The sequence below is a fragment of the Nocardia sp. FBN12 genome, assembly GCF_054031145.1.
The window spans coordinates 514263-532629 of the sequence record NZ_CM132926.1 but is presented as its reverse complement, the minus strand read 5'-3'; the positions used below and the strand labels follow the sequence as shown (position 1 = coordinate 532629).

At 61.7% G+C, this 18367-nt stretch carries 13 protein-coding genes; 5 read left to right on the top strand and 8 right to left on the bottom strand.

From position 1 onward, the window contains the following. Positions 1–52 precede the first annotated feature (52 nt). From ACWZHB_RS02800 to ACWZHB_RS02785, 4 genes are read left to right on the top strand one after another with little or no spacing between them, the layout of a single operon-like run. Positions 53–640: a hypothetical protein gene (locus ACWZHB_RS02800; protein ID WP_427906365.1), complete on the top strand. Its 588-nt coding sequence runs from the start codon at positions 53–55 to the stop codon at positions 638–640. Between the two features lie 19 nt (positions 641–659). After that, positions 660–1769, top strand: coding sequence for a DUF4331 family protein (locus ACWZHB_RS02795; protein WP_427906364.1), 1110 nt, complete (start codon positions 660–662; stop codon positions 1767–1769). Between the two features lie 39 nt (positions 1770–1808). Further along, positions 1809–3125 carry a Dyp-type peroxidase gene (locus tag ACWZHB_RS02790; RefSeq protein WP_427906363.1) on the top strand — a complete coding sequence of 439 codons (1317 nt, stop codon included), beginning with the start codon at positions 1809–1811 and terminating at the stop codon, positions 3123–3125. A gap of 44 nt (positions 3126–3169) precedes the next feature. Next, positions 3170–4168 (top strand): tetratricopeptide repeat protein, encoded by a 999-nt coding sequence (locus tag ACWZHB_RS02785; protein WP_427906362.1) that lies wholly within the window; start codon positions 3170–3172, stop codon positions 4166–4168. Between the two features lie 345 nt (positions 4169–4513). On the opposite strand, the gene ACWZHB_RS02780 is transcribed toward ACWZHB_RS02785, so the two are convergent. The 3 genes from ACWZHB_RS02780 to ACWZHB_RS02770 all read right to left on the bottom strand — a co-directional run bounded on the left by ACWZHB_RS02780 (position 4514) and on the right by ACWZHB_RS02770 (position 8575). Continuing rightward, positions 4514–4882 (bottom strand): hypothetical protein, encoded by a 369-nt coding sequence (locus ACWZHB_RS02780; RefSeq protein ID WP_427906361.1) that lies wholly within the window; start codon positions 4880–4882, stop codon positions 4514–4516. A gap of 199 nt (positions 4883–5081) precedes the next feature. After that, positions 5082–5492 carry a hypothetical protein gene (locus ACWZHB_RS02775; RefSeq protein ID WP_427906360.1) on the bottom strand — a complete coding sequence of 137 codons (411 nt, stop codon included), beginning with the start codon at positions 5490–5492 and terminating at the stop codon, positions 5082–5084. A 2147-nt stretch (positions 5493–7639) separates the two neighbouring features. Next, positions 7640–8575: a radical SAM protein gene (locus ACWZHB_RS02770; RefSeq protein WP_427906359.1), complete on the bottom strand. Its 936-nt coding sequence runs from the start codon at positions 8573–8575 to the stop codon at positions 7640–7642. Between the two features lie 520 nt (positions 8576–9095). Between ACWZHB_RS02770 and ACWZHB_RS02765 the strand changes: the two genes are divergently transcribed. After that, entirely contained in the window at positions 9096–10397 is a 1302-nt protein-coding gene (locus ACWZHB_RS02765) for a helix-turn-helix domain-containing protein (RefSeq protein WP_427906358.1), read from the top strand. A gap of 588 nt (positions 10398–10985) precedes the next feature. Here ACWZHB_RS02765 and ACWZHB_RS02760 read toward each other — a convergent pair. From ACWZHB_RS02760 to ACWZHB_RS02740, 5 genes are all read right to left on the bottom strand, one after another. Beyond that, positions 10986–11822 carry a tyrosine-type recombinase/integrase gene (locus tag ACWZHB_RS02760; RefSeq protein ID WP_427906357.1) on the bottom strand — a complete coding sequence of 279 codons (837 nt, stop codon included), beginning with the start codon at positions 11820–11822 and terminating at the stop codon, positions 10986–10988. Positions 11823–12019: 197 nt separating this feature from the next. Continuing rightward, positions 12020–12382: a hypothetical protein gene (locus ACWZHB_RS02755; protein ID WP_427906356.1), complete on the bottom strand. Its 363-nt coding sequence runs from the start codon at positions 12380–12382 to the stop codon at positions 12020–12022. A gap of 29 nt (positions 12383–12411) precedes the next feature. Further along, entirely contained in the window at positions 12412–12924 is a 513-nt protein-coding gene (locus ACWZHB_RS02750; protein WP_427906355.1) for a hypothetical protein, read from the bottom strand. A gap of 12 nt (positions 12925–12936) precedes the next feature. Beyond that, positions 12937–16422, bottom strand: a complete 3486-nt coding sequence (locus ACWZHB_RS02745) for an RHS repeat-associated core domain-containing protein (RefSeq protein ID WP_427909061.1) — start codon at positions 16420–16422, stop codon at positions 12937–12939. Next, positions 16395–18365, bottom strand: coding sequence for a WXG100 family type VII secretion target (locus ACWZHB_RS02740; RefSeq protein ID WP_427906354.1), 1971 nt, complete (start codon positions 18363–18365; stop codon positions 16395–16397). Before ACWZHB_RS02740 ends, ACWZHB_RS02745 begins: the two co-directional genes overlap by 28 nt. Positions 18366–18367: the final 2 nt, after the last annotated feature.

Here is an 18367-nt window from a genome sequence, read left to right as displayed (position 1 = left end):
CGATTCGATGTCCACAACCTTCTAGCTCTTCGATCGATCGAGAGGACACATCATGGCTGACCAATCGACGTCCGAGCAGGCAACCGAAGCACCCCGGCCGGGTCGGCGCCAAGGTGCCACCGGCGAACTGACAACCTTCTGGCACGTCAAGCCCGGCCACGAGAAGCAGATCCGCTCAGCCCTGGAAACCCTCGACACATGGCCGATCGAGGAGAAGACCTTTGCTGGTGAACTGATCGGCACACTGCACGACCGCCGTTGGGTGCTCTTCGACGACGACACCCGAATGATGTTCTCCACCAACTACGACGGCGAGTGGGTGCCCTATATCGAGGCGTTCGCCGAGCACAACGCCGCAGCGTTCGAGATGATCTTCAACCATATCGAGGGGTGGCCAGAGCTCGGTCTCCAAGACCCGGGCGTGTTCGAGTTCATCCTCGCCCATCAGGCCACCGCGATCGAGTACATGCGTTTCTACGACGGCACGGTCCAGGAAATCCGCAAGGCACTGTCCGTGCACCACGCCTTCGACCGGTTGATCGATTCGCCGGCCTTCCAGGCCGCGATACGCGATCCGAAGTACGCGGACATGATCACGACCTCCGAGTTCCAAGCCCTGCTCGACCACGCGGCCGACTGAGCTCGAAACCGGAGATTCCATGTCTGATCATCTGTCTTCTCCGCGTGCAGTAGCCGACCCGGCCTCCGACATCTGCGACCTCTACGCGTTCCCGAGCCCTCGCCAGGCCGGTCGCCTGGTCCTGGTGATGACGGTCTTTCCTCGAGCCAGTGCGACGGCGGCGTTTTCCGACGCGATGATCTGCCGATTCCGGTTGCGCCCAGTGCAGATCGCCGCGACGGGGATCGATGCTCGATTCGATGTCGGCCCCGCCGATACCGAGGTCGTCTTCGACTGCACGTTCGACAGCACTGACGACACCGGCACCCAACACAGCACGTGCACAACACCGGACGGAATCGGCCTGCACGTGACTGTCGACGACCGAGCCGGCGTCACCGACGCCGGAGTCAGCTACTTCGCTGGACCGGCCTCGGACCCGTTCATCTTCCAGATCGAATCCATCATGGAAACCATCACCACTGGCCAGATGGCTTTCGGCAAATACACCACCAACACGATGCAGGACGCCGACGTGCTCGCGGTGGTCGTCGAGATCGACTGCCAACGGTGGCTACCGGGACACCAACTGTGGGCGCTGGTGGGTGAAACGCTCGCCGCCGGGCCGCGGCCGGTTCGCCTCGAACGTGTCGGCCGACCCGAGATCAAGAACATCGGCTTGCAGTGGAACGGCAACGACCCGGTCAACCGCGACATCGATGTGCGCGACGTCTACAACGACGAAGACGCCTTCGCACTCCGCGAGACCTACCGCAACGCATTTCGCGAACGGCTCAGCGCGAATCTCCGATTCTACGATCGGCTCGACCACGACATCGCCTGGCCCGCAGACGAACACGGCGTCCACCCGCTGACCGATCTGCTGTTGGACGACTATCTCGTCGTCGATGTCAGCAAACCGTTCGCCGAGGACAGTTGGTCGGAGATCGAACAATCCATGCTGGCGGGGCGGCCCTACACCAGTTGCGGTGGGCGGGCACTCAACGACGACTTCCTCGACACCTACTACACATGGTTCATCAACGGCGGCAACGGACCTCGTATCAGCGACGGGGTCGACCAGGCGACCGTCCCTGCCGGCACCGAATTCCCTTACCTCGCCCCACCGAACAGCCGGCGAACCGCGTAGGACACACACCGAGCACACCACGGCACCGAAGGATCTCGCATGAGCGGTCTGGAACTGCACGACATCCAGGGCGGCGTTCTCCACCCGCTGCCCATCCCCTACGCCGGAACTGTCGACCTGTTCAGAATCGACGACCCGCAGGCAGGCCGGGCGTGGCTGCGACGATTGATCCCGTTGTTACGTAACGCGCTCGACCCCACCGACGCCGACGCCGACGTCTGGCTCAGTGTGTCGTTCACCGTGGGAGGGTTACGCGCGCTCGGAGTGCCGAGCACGTCGATCGACAGCTTCGCACCCGAGTTCCGGGAAGGGATGCGCGCGCGGTCGGCGATCTTGCACGATACCGGCGAAAGCGCTCCGGAGAACTGGGAGGAGCCGCTGGGCAGCAGCGATATTCACGTGGCGCTCAGCGCGATGGCACCCGATACTCGTCGACGCGACGAATTGGTTGCCCGCGAGGAGCGGATCACCGCAGACACCCCGGGCGTCACGCTGGTCTACCGGCAGGACTCACGTTCCTCCAACGGCCGTGAAGCATTCGGGTACGCCGACAACATCAGTCAGCCGCCCGTCGAGGGCAGTGGACTCCCGAACACCAATCCGGCCGAGAAGCCGCTCGCAGCAGGTGAATTCATCCTCGGCTACCCCACCGAGTCCGGTCGGCTCGAGCCGGTGCCCCAGCCGGAGGAACTCGGCCGCAACGGCACCTATCTGGTCCTGCGGAAGCTCCAGCAACGCGTACCTCAGTTCCGTCGATACCTGCACGACAATACCACCGATGCCGCTGACGAAGAACTTCTCGCCGCCAAGATCATGGGCCGCTGGCGCAGCGGCGCTCCCCTCGAGCTGGCGCCAGACCTCGATGATCCCGTCCTCGGAGCCGACCCGACCCGCAACAACGCCTTCGGCTATCGCGCCGAAGACGCTCGGGGTTTCGACTGTCCCCTCGGCTCGCACATCCGGCGGATGAACCCGCGTGACGGACAGATTTTCGGAGATCCGCGCAGCCACCGGATCATTCGCCGCGAAGCCAGCTACGGACCGCCCCTGCCCGAGGGGCTCGTCGACGACGGTGCCGACCGCGGCATGATGTTCGGCTGTATCGGGTCCTCGTTGCGGCGCCAGTTCGAGTTCGTGCAAGAAGAATGGATCAACAGCGGAATCTTCATCGGCCACAACGGTGAACGGGATCCGCTGTTGGGCGCCAACGCCGGGCACGGCACGTTCACCATCCCCGAACGACCTATTCGACGCCGACTCTCCGATATCCCGACTTTCGTCGTCACCCGAGGTGGCGACTACTTCTTCATGCCCAGCCTCACCGCGCTGCGCTGGATCACCGAGTTGGCGATTTGATGTCACCGGCCGCACCCCTCGTCACTACCGCCGGACACCTTGCGGTGCGCAACCTTTCCGCCCAGATCCAGGGGCGACGACGAGCCCGACCCGCCACCGATGTCGACCGAGCCGCATTGATCGAGTTCCTCGTGCTGCGGGGGCACACGCTGGGACTGATCGCCGACACCCAATCCGCAGCCGCCGAGGCTGACTCATTCGTCATCGACCAGCCGAATTCCGCCCACGCCCATGTGGCTCGGGCACACACGCTGGCGACGTTTCACCGATTCAGCGACGCAAACGAGCATTTCGAGCGGGCGCTGAGCCTCGGCGCCGACACCGACAGCGTCCATTCCGAGCAAGCAGCGTTGCTCGAGGCGATCGGCGACTACGACCGCGCGGAGCCGCTGCGCCGCGCCGCGTTCACCAAGAACAACGGCTTCGCCGCCACCGCCGGACTTGCCGCCCACCATGCCGCTCGAGGCGATCTCGAGACTGCGGAATCGCACTACGACCGTGCCCGAGAACTCTTCCGAGGCCTGTCCCCTTTTCCGTTGGCCACCTTGGATTTCCATCGTGGCCACCTTTGGCTCTCCGCCGGTGAACACGAACGAGCAGCAGAATGGTTCACCCGATCGGTGCGCCGACTGCCCGAATACCTACCCGCACAAGGCCATCTGGCAGCCGCTGAAGTCTGCCTCGGCAACACCGATTCCGCGATCACGCGCCTTCGCCACGCCGTCACCGTCAGCGACGACCCGGAATACGCCGGCCAACTCGCCCAGTTGCTGATCCACTCCGACAGCGAGGAAGCAAGAATGCTGCGCGAGGGGGCCGACGCCCGCTACGAACAGCTACTGCGTAGCCATCCAGAAGCCTTCGCCGACCATGCCGCCGCCCTGTGGTTGTCGGACAATTCCGACCCAGAACGTGTCCTCCAGTTGGCCAGGCTCAACTACCGGATTCGCCCCACCCAACGAGCGGCCGACCTGTTGAGGCAAGCAATCGACGCGGTCTGTCCACGGGCTGCATCCGAGCGTGTCGAGCGGCACGCATATTGACAACAAGAAACTAAACGGTTGGGGCATACAGCGTGCGCGGCGCATGGAAGTAGCCACGAACCCGGTCGTCCAAATGACGAATCTCACCGACGTCACCGTCCGCCTACAGCCGAAAATCGGCTTCAATCACCAATTGCCCGTCCGATAACCGCAGGTCGTCTGCGTTCCCATGTTCGATGTGCCCCGCCGAGGAAACGAACCTGCGACAGTCAGTTCGGCAGGATCGCCGGATGCACATCCGTTGGCCCCGACCGGCCCTACCAACGCACGCGGTGTCTTCACGCGAAGAAGCCAGACCGCTACGGCAGCAACCGATTTGACCCATTCCAAAGTTACACCAAAAATTCACAGCGATTGTCGATGATCGTCCGAGACCGAACGTGCATCACACCTTGGAATCGCCGCAGGTATCTGCATCGGGTGCACTCCTACTACCGCGGCGAGGTCGCGAAGTTGAAGGTCGGCGACCTCGCCGTAGGAGTCGTACTGGGCCTGCAGCATCACCAGCTGCACCTCGACCGGAATCTGTTCACCGACCTGCGAACCGTAAGGCGGGGGCTCCTGCCCTTTCCACGGTGACCACCGCGAGTGGATGTCGTACTCGGTCATCTCCGAAAGTCGTTGCAGTAGATCGCGGCAGGCGACGGGCGAGGCGGACACGGTGTCGAAACACCGGTGGTAATCAGGGGGTTCCATCTGGATGTGGTCGCTCATGGCTCACCGCTTCCGGGACTCCGCCCGAGAGCGAAGGGAACGAGCCTACTCTCGCAGCCGACTGAGGCAGTCTGCTTCGGCATCCCCAGTTTTCGGGGGATCCGGACCGACAAGACACCCGACGAGGTCGGTCTGCCCGGTGCGAGCGAAGTTCGGTAGACAGTCGTTTCCCGAACGCCACGAACGTAGCCCTACGTGGTCAGCGAGTAGGCTCCCACACCTGCCCGGTGAAGCTCCCGGCGCTGAACCTGTCCGAGGAGACAGTCAACGAGCCGATCGTGATCTGGCCAACTCGAGTCTTGTTGGAATTCTTCGGATCCTTCACGCGCAAGCACAACTCGCTGCCCGCCTTCAGCTCCGTCCACTTGATCTGAGTTCGGGAATACGACTGGCTCCTACAGGTCTGATAGGTCGCGCTCACACCGTCTGCGAGCAACACCATCTGGATACCGCCGAGGTGATCGTTGTTCACCGACAGGTAATTGATGTCAAACGGCCACGACTCACCGACCCAGGGGTTCTTATCGAGATTCAACATCCTGCTAATCGTTTGAGAATCACTGAAGGTTCCCGTGGAGAAGGGAAGAGGTGAGTCCGGCTCAGACTGCACACTCTCCACTGTGGTTGACGGCGATACCGAGGTGTCGCTCTGACCCGTTGACGTCGGCAATGGAGCGGTACTGGTGGGCTCCGAAGAAGACGCTGCGTTGCCGCTGGCTTCCTTGTTGTCAGATCCGAATGGCCCGAAGAGCGCAACTACCGCGACAAGAACACCGACGAGAGTGCCAACACTACCGATAATTGTTGCCCGCTCTACGAACGTTGCGCCGCTCCAGCCTCCAGACCCTCCACTGCTACCAGCACCGGTTCCAGATCCGCTTGGATTTCCGCCCCCGAGCGGTCCGCCTGCTGACGACATCGTGTGCCCCCCTGCCTGTTTCATGCGACTCGAGCGCTCGTATGGCGCCGACGACCAATCTAGCTCGAAGTTCCCGACCGCAGGCAACTCTCCGGAGGGCTACGTCTTCGCAGTGGGCACGACATGACTTCGCCTGGAAACAGCGAGGTCCTCAGCTTGCCTCCACCCGAGACCGTCTAAGGGCGACGGCCGTCGGAGGTTCAGATCCTCGACGAGAGCGGCAGCGGCCTTACACGCTTCCATCAAGCGCCTACTACTACGCGCCTGCGACGCAAAGGAACTCTGCGACCGCAGACGACTGCAGGTAGCCAAGCAACTCGTGCCGGATAACCCGAACAACGCTCGCGCCAAGGCCCGAGTGAAAGTTCGCAATGTCTACGAACTGATCAACGACGCGACACTGCCAGAGTCGGCCACCGATGACACGGACGCCGAGTATCCGAGCGCCGCCGACAAGCAAGAGCCGTGCCGAAACCCCGCACACTACGACGACGTAGACCGGGATCTTCACGCTCCAAGCAGGACTGAGAAGACATAGCTCGCCGCCGAGTAGCCAATGAGGCGTTGCGGCCACCACAGGTCAGGAGGCGGCGCGGCGTGACCCCGTGGAGCCTGCCGGGGCCACCAGCGGCACGATCAGCTGTCCCTGCCGAGTCCCTTCTGCAAAACCGCCGACGAGTCAGGAGCCAGTTCCGCCGACGCGATGTAATGCCGCTCCGCAATCGCCTCCCGGGACTGCCCAGTTGCTTGGCCGCAGTCTTCGCATCCGCCCCCTCGGCGATCAGGGTGGCGACCGTTCTCCGGAACGTGTACTGAGTGACGTCCTTGTACGGAGTGCCGCGAGCGTCGCGCCAGGTGCGGTTGAACCAGGTGCGGTTGAAGTTGTGTGGATCGCGTAGCACACGGACGGGGTTCTCGGGCAGAGCGCCGTACCGAACTGCAAGCCCCATGATTCCGGTGAGGATCGTCTTGTGGCGGCGGGCCTTCGGTATCAGCCCTGCTGCTGCGACGGCCTGGATGTGTTCGTCGAGTCGGCCTGCGTCTGCCTCCCATACCCGGAGATTTCCCAGGGCGGGGCGAAGCTGCGCTAATGGACCCGCACGACCAGTACTCGCGGCGAACGACAGAGGGTTCCGCTGACCCTATGACGCCCCTGGGGGTGGGGCGTGGCCGCAGCACGATCGAATCACCATGGCGGGCAACATGATCGCGATCAGATCGCTGTACATCGGGCTCCTCTGGGGAGGTATCCGCCGCGGGTGGGCGTGGGCCCGCACGGCGCTGCTGCTATCCGGACTAACACCGGTCCAAGGTCGGGCAAAAGAACCGATCTGGGGACACCTTCTTCAACGACCCGACCGAAGTGAGTGGTGTGAGTCCGCGGGCACCTCACACCATCACGTACCTCTATCCGTTCCGCTGTGGGTTAGGGGCGCCCCGGCTTGTTGCATGACAACCAGTAGTTGTTTGTTGCGTTAGTTGTGTACCAACGAGTCGTCGTGTCAGTGTTCGGGTGGTAGTCGCTATGACTGTAGGTGGCAAAGATGCTCGGCATTGCGAATGGATTGTTGATGTCCTCTATAGAGCGCCAGCTGTAGTTGCGCGCCTCACAGTCAGAGTTTGAGGGAGGACCTTCCGCGTGTGCGGCTCCCGCAGTTCCGAGCAGCGCCGCGCACGCAAACAGCAGGCCCAAACCCATCCTGGTGGGGGTTCGACCGATACGACCGATCATTGTTGACACTGAGTTCTCCTTCGTTCGTGCCATTTCCAGATTTCGCAACGAACCGGGAGTCTTAAGACCCGGATTCGGAGTGTTCATGCTGTTCCGTCGCAATTTCTCAGTACTGACCACCGCGCGGCCTACAGACGAACTGGCCAGGAACACAGCGCGGATCGCAGCCGGGGTGACAGACCGGACTACAATTCGGCCCGCAACTCCCGTCCCGGTGGCTGTGGTTCTCCATGGTCGCGTTCCCGATGGCGGTCCTGGCGGTAGCCAGTTGTGGGCTGTCGATGACCTGTCGCAAGCTGGACTTCAGCACATCACCCACCTGGAGGGACCTGGTAAAGACGCACGGGCGCACCGCGCCATCCGGATACACAGCAAGGACATCGCCGGCGCATTGGCCGCAGAGTTCTTCGAGAGGCGTGTCCGCCTCCGTATTTGCCCGACCAGCCCGTCGGACGTGATCGACATCGATGTACTGGACTCCCAGATCGGTCAGGAGTTGACGGGCTTCGTCGATCCGCTGGTCCTCGAGTACCGACACCATGCCGACCCGAACGGGAATGCCGAGCGCAATTGCCTTGCTGATGTTGTCGGTGGTTCGTTTGTGCGCCAAGGCATTTCCGGTGATCAGCGTATGCTGCTCCGGTTGATCGGTGTAGTAACTGGTCGCCAGACGGACCCTGTACTCGACTAGGGTGTCCCAGATGTCGGCGCGTATGCGAACCAGATTCGAGTAGACTTCTGTAGCGATCCCACGAGAGGACGCGTGACGGATGAGTTCCGGGAGCGCTGGATAAAGGGTCGGTTCGCCGCCGATGAACTGAATGTCGCGGACACCCATGTCGGCTGCGTCATCGATGACCGACAGCCAGTCACTCGTCGTCATCGTACCGTGCGATTTGGTGGGTCCGCTGTCGGCGTAGCAGTGCGTGCAATTGAGCTGGCAGCGCCCCGTCAGCTCCAGCCAGAGAAATGTGATGCCACGCTTCGGCGCGGGTTTCTCTGCTGGCAATGGATGAATATCGAATCCAGTGCGAATTGTCATCGCTTCTCCGTAAGAGTTTGATTGACTTCTTGGATCGGTTCTAGGGCAGTGAGAATCGAGTGAGTGGACCATACGTTTGACTCGATGTCGACATCGAAAGCTCCCGCATGTGGATCTACGTCGTGGATCATTTGCTACGCAAATGATTCCGATACGTCGGTGCCGCTATGACCGAGAGGCTGTTGTCGCTGCAGGCCGCCGTCACCTCCGTGCGGCGCTTTCGTACCGCCAGCCGTGTGTGGCTCGGATGTTCGCGAGCGACCGGGGGGCAGCCAGCTCACCTGACACACCGCCGGTGGGGACCTCTCGGTACGCAGACTCGGGCGAGATCACTGGTCATTGTCCATTCAGCGACTAGGACGGTCATGGGTGCCTCCGGTGTAGCTTCAGCAGCCTCGGTCGAAGCGGCGCCACTTCAGGACAGCTGAGCAACTGGGCCCCTGGCAACGCGTCCGCGCTATAGCGAGTTCGATCCCGTTTCGGCATCGCTGTTCGGTTCGATCGCGGGTATCGTCTCGATATGGCGGGTCGAGAATGGTGGGACACCGACCACTACCAGTGGGCGATACGGCACAGCCCGGGCCGGGCGGTCGCGGCGCTTCGCGATGCCGCGAAAGTTTCTCAGCACCAGCTCGCTGCGAGAATGAGCCGGGCGCAGTCGTGGATTGCGAAAGGCGAGAACGGCGATTCCGGGGCGTTCTTCGACATCCGCAAGTTGATCGCGGTGACAGACACTCTCGGCGTGCCCCCAGCGGCGCTGTTTCCGCTGCTACTGAACCTATCTACACACAACGAGGCAACGTCGGGCAAGAGGTCGGAGGGCCACGTCTCAGGAGGTGAAAGCGTGGACCGCAGAGATTTCGGGAAACTCGCTGTTTTCGGGGTGGCGGCGTCAATAATGTCGGTACCCGTATCCGGGGCCGTAGTCGGCATCGACGGTGTCGCGTTCTTCCGCAACGCGGTCGACGCGTTGAACACCGCCGACCAGCAGCACGGCTCAGGTCATGTCGGTGACTCAGCGATTGCGCAGTACCGCAGCGCCCGCGCACTTCTCGACAATGGCAGCTTCACCAATTCCACGGGGCTGCAGCTGGCCAGGGTGACCGGGGAGCTGGCAGAATGCGCGGGCTGGCTGGCGTATGACAACGGTGATCATGAGTTCGCACGCCGTTGCTACACCGAAGCGCTCACCCTCGCCGCGGAATCGGGTGACGACACCCTGATGATCCGGGTACTGCAATCAATGACGCGTCAATCGTGTCACTTGGGGCGTGCCCAGGAAGCGGTGCGGTTCAGTGGCCGCGCCGCCGATCTCACGCGCCGCGCGGAATCACCCCGGCTACACGCACTCGTCGCGGCTCGCGTTGCGATCTCGCACGCCGCAGCCCAGGACGCGCACGGGTTCGACCGTGCGATCGGGCAAGCATGGCGAGAAGTCGACCACGGCCTGGATAATAGTGACGACGTGTGGCTGCAGTTCGTCACCGTATCGGAAGTCCGCGCACACGAGGCGAAGGGCCGACGCTACCTGGGCCACCATGCATCTGCCGCGGACCTGTACCGAGCGATCGCCGACGGCAGCGACTCCTCACCGCGCGACCGGGTTACCTACCGCGCCTGCCTGGCCGCCTCCCTGGCTGGCCTGGGTGACAGATCCGCCGCCCTCGAAGAAGGCCTGACGACAGTAGACGTCCTGGAACAGCAAGTGCAGTCACGCCGCATCGTGCGCGAAATGCAACCCCTGCGAGCTCTCTGCGACATCGCGAAAGACGACGCGAGCATAGAGTTCCGCGAACGGTACGACACGCTCATCGCGAGTTGATTCACTACAATGCGGAGTTCTCCTCGCGCAACTTCTACGACGGGCGCTGGTACTTGCGCGATCCGGCCAGCGCAACCAAGTGGGAACCCCTGCCCGCCAGCTGTCTTCGACAAGCCCATACAGGACAACTCGATGCGTCTCGCCGCGGATTTCTGCGTGACGAACGGTTCGTCCCCAGCTCGTCCTCCGGCGCCGCAGTACCCCCTGCGCTCACGTTATTTGTCGAGACCGTCGTGGTTCGGGACCTGACAATTCAGCCAACGGAGGGAAACGGAATATGAGCTCAGCCGGGGATCGAACGAGTGGCGCTGTGCGGCAGATTTGACCCATCCCAAAAATATCCCAAGATTTCGGAATGACTGCGCGTGATCGACAGTGGACGCCAATGTATTATGTTTCGCTATATCCGCAGGTAGGTCGCGCGTGGTGACTGCCAGTGACCAGCTGTGACCACAGGAACAACCCGAACGAACAACGGCAGGTTTCTGGTTCGAGTCCAGATGGGGGAGCATCTACCAGGGCAAACGTCATCGTTTGACCCTGGTTTTCTGCTTTTCGGGGTCATCATGACACGGAAACGTCACACTTTCATCGTTTCAGCCGCTCCAAAGTCTCCGTGAAATCGGGAGCCTGAGTCGGTTGATCGATGTAGTGGCGGCGGGTCACCGCGTCGCCTGAGTGGCCGAGTTGGCGGGCTGCGTCCTCGGGGCTGTGCGCGGTCGCGATCATTGTGGCAACGGTCTTGCGGAAGGTCTTGGCCGTGATCCAGGCGAACTTCTCGCCCCGGGCCTGCTTCCACAAGCGGTTGAAGTTGTGCGGGTCCCAGATGCCTCCGTCGCGGTTGGGGAACACCAAGTCGAGATCGTTGGGAACCGCTTCGGATCGAACACGGCGCAGGGTCTCGACGACGAATGGCGGGATCAGTACTGTCCGATAGCCCGAATCGGTCTTGGTTCGTGGTTGGCGAATCAGACCCTTGCCTTTGAGACGAACGATTGTGCCCGCGAAGGTGATTCGCGGGGGCTGTGATTCGAGGTCGACTTCGGACCAGCGGAGTGCCAGGGTTTCGACCGGGCGTGGACCGGTACCGAGTTCGACGTCGACGACATCGAGGACTCGCTTGTTGCGCTTGGGACCGTACGTATAGCCCGCCGATCCGTCGAGTGGAGCGCCATTGACCCAATCGGTGAGCTGAGCCCGCAATTGGGCAAGGGTCGCCATGTCGGCGGAACGGGGCTTGGTGTGTTTGCGCGGGAGGTCGGCGACCTCACGGACGGGGTTGCGGTCGATCGCGTCATGCCGGACGGCCATCCCCATCATCTCTGACAGGATGACTCGCTGACGGCGCGCCTTCTCGCGGTGGCCGTTGAGCGCGATGCGCTTGATATGGGCATCCAGCCGCGAGGTCGAGGGGGAGTTGACCACATGAAACCGCCTGACAACTATGAGACCGCCATTTCATTTCGGGAAAGGTACACGTACGACTTCCAGTCGGATCTACGCGCCTGTACGTGTTTACCGACTTGAATCCGCGGATGTCCGAAGCGACCGCTCGGCGCTACCTCTATGCTCGGTATGGTGGTGTGCCGATTCTAAACGGAGCTGAGCTTCGCCACCTGTAACTATTCGGCGCCGGTTGCCGGGCTCCGCTCACCGAACATTCGCATCCAGTGCAGGACTTTGGAGGTTTCACGACTAGCGAGCAGGAAGGCATGACAGTCATCATGATCAGCTACGTCTATCATCAGCAGCTCATCGTTCGGATAGTCGGCAAGGAAATCTACCAACTCTTCTGTTGACTCCAAGAGAACAGGGTTTCCGCGTGCATGCTTCAACCTTCTCTTATAGATACGAAAAAGAATTGACCTCGACACAGGCAGCATACTTATTTCGTTTGCGTTGCGCACTTTGCTGAACAGGCTCGGCGCTACGGTACCTCGGGAAATCGCCTCCGCGACTAGACCTTCCAAGGCCTTCTTATCCATTGGGACGGCCCCTTGAGACCTTGAGACTGTCAGGTTTCCTCTACCCAAACGGCGGCATCTTCCATGCACAGGGGATCTACCCGTTCGGCGCCGGAGACATATAACGCCCACAGCAGTTCCTCATGCGGAATGTGTGCCTCACCAAGAGTGTCAACCCATACAGCCACGCCATCGGCTCGCACTGTAACGTCCCACCAAGTCCACGCACGCAGGTCCGGGTCGAAAGTGTAGATCCACTCTTCCGGATCCCAGATATCACCCAGGCCTGTATCGACGTAGTTCCGAGCGCCCTCGCTGCTCGCTACGTCCGCTGTCGTTCGAAACCATTCAGGCAACGAGTCGAGAGCAATGTCCGAATCCTCGTCAAAATTCACACTCTGAGCGATGCCGACGGCGGCAGAAATCAGTGTTCGCAATCGTTCAATATACAACTCAGGACTCACAGCTGGATGTACCAAGAACACCGCCAAGATCGCAGTAGGCTTGGTCAACGGATGCGAAGAAATCCTAGCAAGCTCATCCGAATTGCCACGTTCACCCATTGTCGACTCCTGTCACAGAATTCTGCCACTACCAGGTATTATCGCGTCCATTAGACCTGAAATGTAGCCGCCAGGCAACCCGTACAGACCGGGGGCATCGGAACGATCCGGCGCCGACTTCCTCGCTAGATTCCATTCCCGTCGCGTGCCTGGCCAATCGGATGGCATTCGCTGCGGCAGTGAGTCGGCGGCGATTCCATCTACGTAGGATCGCGGAACATCAAAAGCTACGATTTGATTGCCTTTAAAACCGAGACTATGCGAAGGATCTCCAGTCATGTTCAAATAGAGTTGACCGGAGCCCGAATGCGTTACCCCGCCAGCGGCATCCACGTCGAGCCGAAGAGTTTGAGGCACATTCGTATCTTGCGTCCGATATACCGTGACCTTTTCGCACTCATCCGGCATTAGCCCGAGCGGGTCAGCCCACCGGGTTGGGTTGGAGACGTAATTGCTCGGGTTGTCGGCTGCCGACAACCCGAGCGGATCAGAAGTCAGATATCTTCCGGTGGTCGGATCGTACATTCGGAATACGTTGTAGTGCAGTCCCGTTTCGTCATCGAATATCTGACCTGGATAGCGCAGTGGAGTCGCCCCCTGCCCGCGCCACTCCGTTTCGCCCCACAGTTCAGTGTGGGCACTCGCTTGTATACGGCCAGTGTGAACGTCGACGAGCTCGGTCGGTAAGCCGACACGATCGCTGAGGATCGCCAAGACTGCAGAGTCTGCAGTCTGGACAATTGGCGTAGTCGAACTCGGCAAGTACTGCCATCGAAGCGTTGCCTTCTCATTCGATTCCTCAATAAGCGAGGCATCATCCCAGATGTGATCGATTCGCTTGATTGCAGATTCGTCAACAATCAGCTGCTTGCTAGTGCGGCGCCCAAATGCGTCATACGTGTATTTCCACCATTCGCAGTTCGGCGTATAAACGTCACAGAGTTGATCGAAGGCGTTGTAACGGTAATGCCAAACAGCCGGTTTGCGGGAAATTCTCGTGGTGACTTTACGGATGAGACGACCCGCAGGGTCGTAGTAGTAGTGGTTCCGGCCGTCTTTGACTAGGAGGTTGCTAAGATATTCGCGGCCTTCCCGTCGGACGGCTGTGGTCGGAGGTTTCGTGGACCCATCCGACGTAGGGAGGCTGGTAGTGATGTTGGAGAGAGAGTCGTATTCATATGCTTCAGTGAGCATGTCGTTCCGCGTGATGGTGTTGACGCGGCCGATGGGGTCGAGGGTGTATATGGAATGAGAGACATCGGTCTCGGGGCGAATCGTGGTGTGGTGGGTGAGAAAGCCGTCGGGTCGGTAGGCATACTCGTCGCGGCGGATAGCGAACGGGTCGGGGCGGGCAGTTGGGGTATCGCCGAAGTCAAGGGAGAAGGTAGCGGCGGGGAAGCCGGTGACGTCTTGGGTCGCGAGATAGCCGTTGGGGGCGAAGGCTCGGTCAATTTGCACTTCGCCGACCCGCCAGCCAGTGAGCCGACCAGCGCGGTTGTGGCTGAACGAGATCCCGATGTCGTCGACGTCCATCGCCGTGACTTGACCGAGTGCATTGTGGCGCCAGGTAGTGACCGAACTGGTCGGGCTAGTGCGCCGGATTCGCCGCCCGCGGTGGTCGTAGTCGTTGACCATTGGCGGTTGTTCGTCGAGTTTCTGTGTCGCGACGTGACCGGTTGGTGTGTAGGTGAATTCGAGGGTGTGGGTGGGGGTCTCGTCGGTGCCATTGGTGGCTGTGAGGACTCGGCCCGCGAGGTCGTGAGTGTAGGCGAGGTACTCACCGGAGTCTGCCGTGATGGACGTGAGATTGCCGAGGATGTCGTGGCGGTGATGGCGGGTGATTCCGGTCGCTGGTGTGACGGTCGCGACGCGACCGGTGACCGTGTGGGTATATGTGGTTGTGGCGCCGGTGTAATCAGTCTCTGACACCAAGCGCCCGGCGAGGTTGTAATCGTAGGTCCAGCGTTGGCCCAGTGGGTTGATGACGGAAGTCAGCTGGCGTTCCGTGTTGTACAGGTATCGAGTGGTCGAACCGTCAGGGTCGGTTCGGGCGGTGACCGTGTCGAAGCCACCGTATGTGTAGGTGGTGACGCCGCCGTTGCGATTGGTGTGAGTGAGGAGGTTGTTTTCGCCGTCGTAAGTCCAGGACTCTGCGAATCCGTCGGGATCGACACGACGAGCGGTTCGTCCTTCAGGCGTCCACTCGTAACGGGTGGCATGTCCGAGGGGATCGGTCACCTCCGCAGTGCGGCCGAAAGGGTCTCGACGGATTGCCGTAGTTGCACCGTATGGGTCTGTCACCGCGATGGGGAGACCTGCGCCATCGACCTCGATACGGGTGATCGCCCCATCCGGGTCACGGATCTCGGTGATCGCGCCACACGCGCTATGGATGTACTCGGTTCGGGCGCCCGCGGGGTCAGTGACAGCAACGAGATTGCCTGCTTTGTTCCATTCCCGAATTGCGGTTGTGCCATCTGGGTTGGTGACGGTGGCGGGGCGGTTTGTGTAGGCGTAGTCGATGCGGATTTCAGTGCCGTCAGGGCGGGTGATCGTCGCCACGTTGCCGTTGTCGGTGTAGGCGTAGCGGGTGACCGCGCCGTCGGGTTCGGTCACAGCCAGTGGTTTGCGGGCAGCGTTGTAGTCGATGTGGCGGCGGCCGCCGTCGGCATCGCGCAAGTCGCGCAGGCGGAGGTCATTGTCGAACCCGAATCCCGTGACCCCACCGCGGGAATCGGTGAGACGGGTGAGGCGGCCGGTTTCGTTACCTAGTTCGAGGTATTCGAAGTCCGCGTTCATAACACCGTCGAGGCCGCGTTGCGCGATGACGCGGGAGGATTCGTCGTAGGTGTTAGCGACCCAGCTGCCGTTGGAATCGGTCCACGACAGCATTCGATTCTCAGCGTCGTAGGCGAAGCGGGTGGTACCCCCGACGCCATTGACCACGGTGGTCAGCTCGCCGTGTTCGTAGCCGAATTCGCGGACACGGGTGAGAGTCTCGCAACCGTTCACCTCACCAGCGACCGAGATTGCTGTCACGCGTCCGTCCGCGGTGCCGAGCACGACGCGGTAGCCACCGGAGTGGGTGACTTCGGTCGGGTCACCGTTGGTGTTGTAGTGGAACCTGATTCGGTTGTGGTGTCGGTCGGTGATCGCGGAGATCGCGAAATTGCCGAGGAGAGTATCCAGTCCGTCGAGGGCTGGTTCGGGAGCGAAGTGCCAGACCAGCTCTCGGTCGGGATCCCAGAGTCGGTAGCCGCCGACGTCGGTGCGGGTCAGTTTCCAGCGCTGGCCGCCGGTAATCGGTTCGACTCCCACGCCGACTTCCGCGTGCGGGTATGGCAGCAACATTCCATCTTCGAAAACAACAGTGACACAGTTCTGTTCGACGACCACGCGCATGTCGAGCGTGGCCGACCAGGATGGTCCGAACCAGCGCCCGAACCGGTAGTTGGAATGGTGGGCCCGCTTCAGTGCCAGGTGGAGGATGCCCGGCAGGTCGAGATCTGTGAACGGGAGCAGGAATTCACCGGTGGCGGCGTTGACTGGGTCACGGCATTCGGTGGTCTGATCTCGGGTGGAGTCGGTCTCGGGTGGATTCTTCTGGGCCGTATCGCCGACGCCTTCTTGCCCGTTTCCGCCAGCATCGGTCTGGGCGCGGGTTCGGGTCCGTTGCCGTTCTGATCGGGAGTGCTGGCATCCCCGTTGTGGCTGCCCGGGTTGGTCCCGTCGTCGCCGTCGCCGTCGAGATTTCCGCTGTTGTCGGGCGCGGGTTTGCCGGACTCGGTGTCGGAGGGTCCGTTGTCACCGTCTTGGTGGGTCGGGGAGTCGTCGTTCTGATTCGGGTTCGGGGAGGAATCGTTTCCGTCGGGCGAGCGTGTGGCAGGGGTTTCCGGGCTCGGCTCGGTCTTATCGGTATCGGCAGTCGGCTTGTCCGATGATGGTTCATCGGTGCCGTTCGGTGGCGGTGTGTTCTCGGGAGACTCGGGCGCGTTGTTGTTCGGGACCACAGAATCGTTGTCCGGATTTCGCGGGGTCTCAGGGGCCGATTCAGGGTTCGGATTAGGAGATTCCGACGGAGTACCGGCTGTATTGGTCGGCGCGGCCTCTCCCCCTTGCCCGCTCGGGTTCGCCGTCGGCGCATCGGGTGTGGTGGAAGGTGGATTCGGCGCGGGCGAATCACCGGCGTTCCCTGCGGGATTCGTGGCCGGCGACGAGGGACTGTCCGGCACGCTCGCCGGCTGGGTCGGGGCGCTGGGCGGCTCAGGCGCATTTCTGCCTGCGGAACCGGCAGCGTTGTCGAGAACGTTGCGCCCAGTATTGGCTGCTCCGATGACATCGTCAGCCCGATTCGCCACCGTAGCAGCAGCTTTCGCCGCGCCACCAGCACCACCGGTCGCCAGCGTGGTCAACGCGTCACCGGTCAGCGCACCCAACGCCTCAGACGGATTGGTTTTGAACCCCGCGAGCATCGCCGACGCAGTCGCTTTCGGATCCGCCGCCGCGAGCACCATCCCAGTGCTCATATCCGACATCTTCGACAAATAGTCGGCCGGATGGGTCATGTTGTAGATATCGAACGGGTTGATCGCCCGCACGAACTGCACCATCCCGGTCAACGAAGTCAACAACCCGGACGAGAAATTCAACCTCGCGTGATCCAACGCGGCACTCAAGTCTTCGAAATTGCTTCCCCACCGCGACAGGAACGGTGGCTCGGTCGGTGCGGTCTCGGTCGCGGCGGTGATCGCGGCGACCGCGGTGTTGGCCGCGTTATCGCGTTGGGTACGAGCACCATTGAGAATCGCACGAGCCTCGTTGCGGATGTCAGTCCAGGTGTCGGTGAGGTTCTTACCCTTACGCTGCTCGTCGGTTTGAGCATTCCACGCGTTCTTACGGTCCCGCTCCTCGCGATCGGCGGCTTCCCATTTCGCGATCGCGTCTGCGGCCTTGGCTTGGGCTGCGGTGACCTCGTGGAACCAGGCATCCAGCGCGCGCTTGGCGTTGCCCATCGCGTCGGCGCCGTCCCACCACAGCTTCGGCTGTTTGGCGAACTCCTCGTGAAACGCCGAGGACGCATCACCGGACCAATCGGCGACATCGATCTTGCGGAGCGCGTCACCGGTTTGGTCGATCGCGGTCCCGATCTTGCCCAGGTGCTCGCTGACCTCAGAGATCTTGGCCGGCTCGCCCCGGATCAGTTCCTTGGGATCAGTGGTTTCGCCGAGTTGCTTCTCCGGCACCGCGCCACCGGTCGCGTCGACGACCTTGTCGCCGAGATCATCGAGCCAGCTCGACAACCCGTCAGCGCCAACAGCTTTCGCGACCTTGGACTCGGCATCGAGGACGGTGTTGTAAGCCTGACCGACCTTCTCGGTCGCGGTTTCCAGCCCGTCTTCGATCTTGTCGCCGACACTGTTGATGAAGTCCCCGAGACCCACGA

Bases quoted from the DNA above. Each gene is read 5' to 3' on its own strand.
- ACWZHB_RS02800 (WP_427906365.1), top strand. From the start codon at position 53: ATGGCTGACCAATCGACGTCCGAGCAGGCAACCGAAGCACCCCGGCCG.
- ACWZHB_RS02795 (WP_427906364.1), top strand. From the start codon at position 660: ATGTCTGATCATCTGTCTTCTCCGCGTGCAGTAGCCGACCCGGCCTCC.
- ACWZHB_RS02790 (WP_427906363.1), top strand. From the start codon at position 1,809: ATGAGCGGTCTGGAACTGCACGACATCCAGGGCGGCGTTCTCCACCCG.
- ACWZHB_RS02780 (WP_427906361.1), bottom strand. From the start codon at position 4,882: ATGAGCGACCACATCCAGATGGAACCCCCTGATTACCACCGGTGTTTC.
- ACWZHB_RS02770 (WP_427906359.1), bottom strand. From the start codon at position 8,575: ATGACAATTCGCACTGGATTCGATATTCATCCATTGCCAGCAGAGAAA.
- ACWZHB_RS02765 (WP_427906358.1), top strand. From the start codon at position 9,096: ATGGCGGGTCGAGAATGGTGGGACACCGACCACTACCAGTGGGCGATA.
- ACWZHB_RS02755 (WP_427906356.1), bottom strand. From the start codon at position 12,382: ATGGATAAGAAGGCCTTGGAAGGTCTAGTCGCGGAGGCGATTTCCCGA.
- ACWZHB_RS02750 (WP_427906355.1), bottom strand. From the start codon at position 12,924: ATGGGTGAACGTGGCAATTCGGATGAGCTTGCTAGGATTTCTTCGCAT.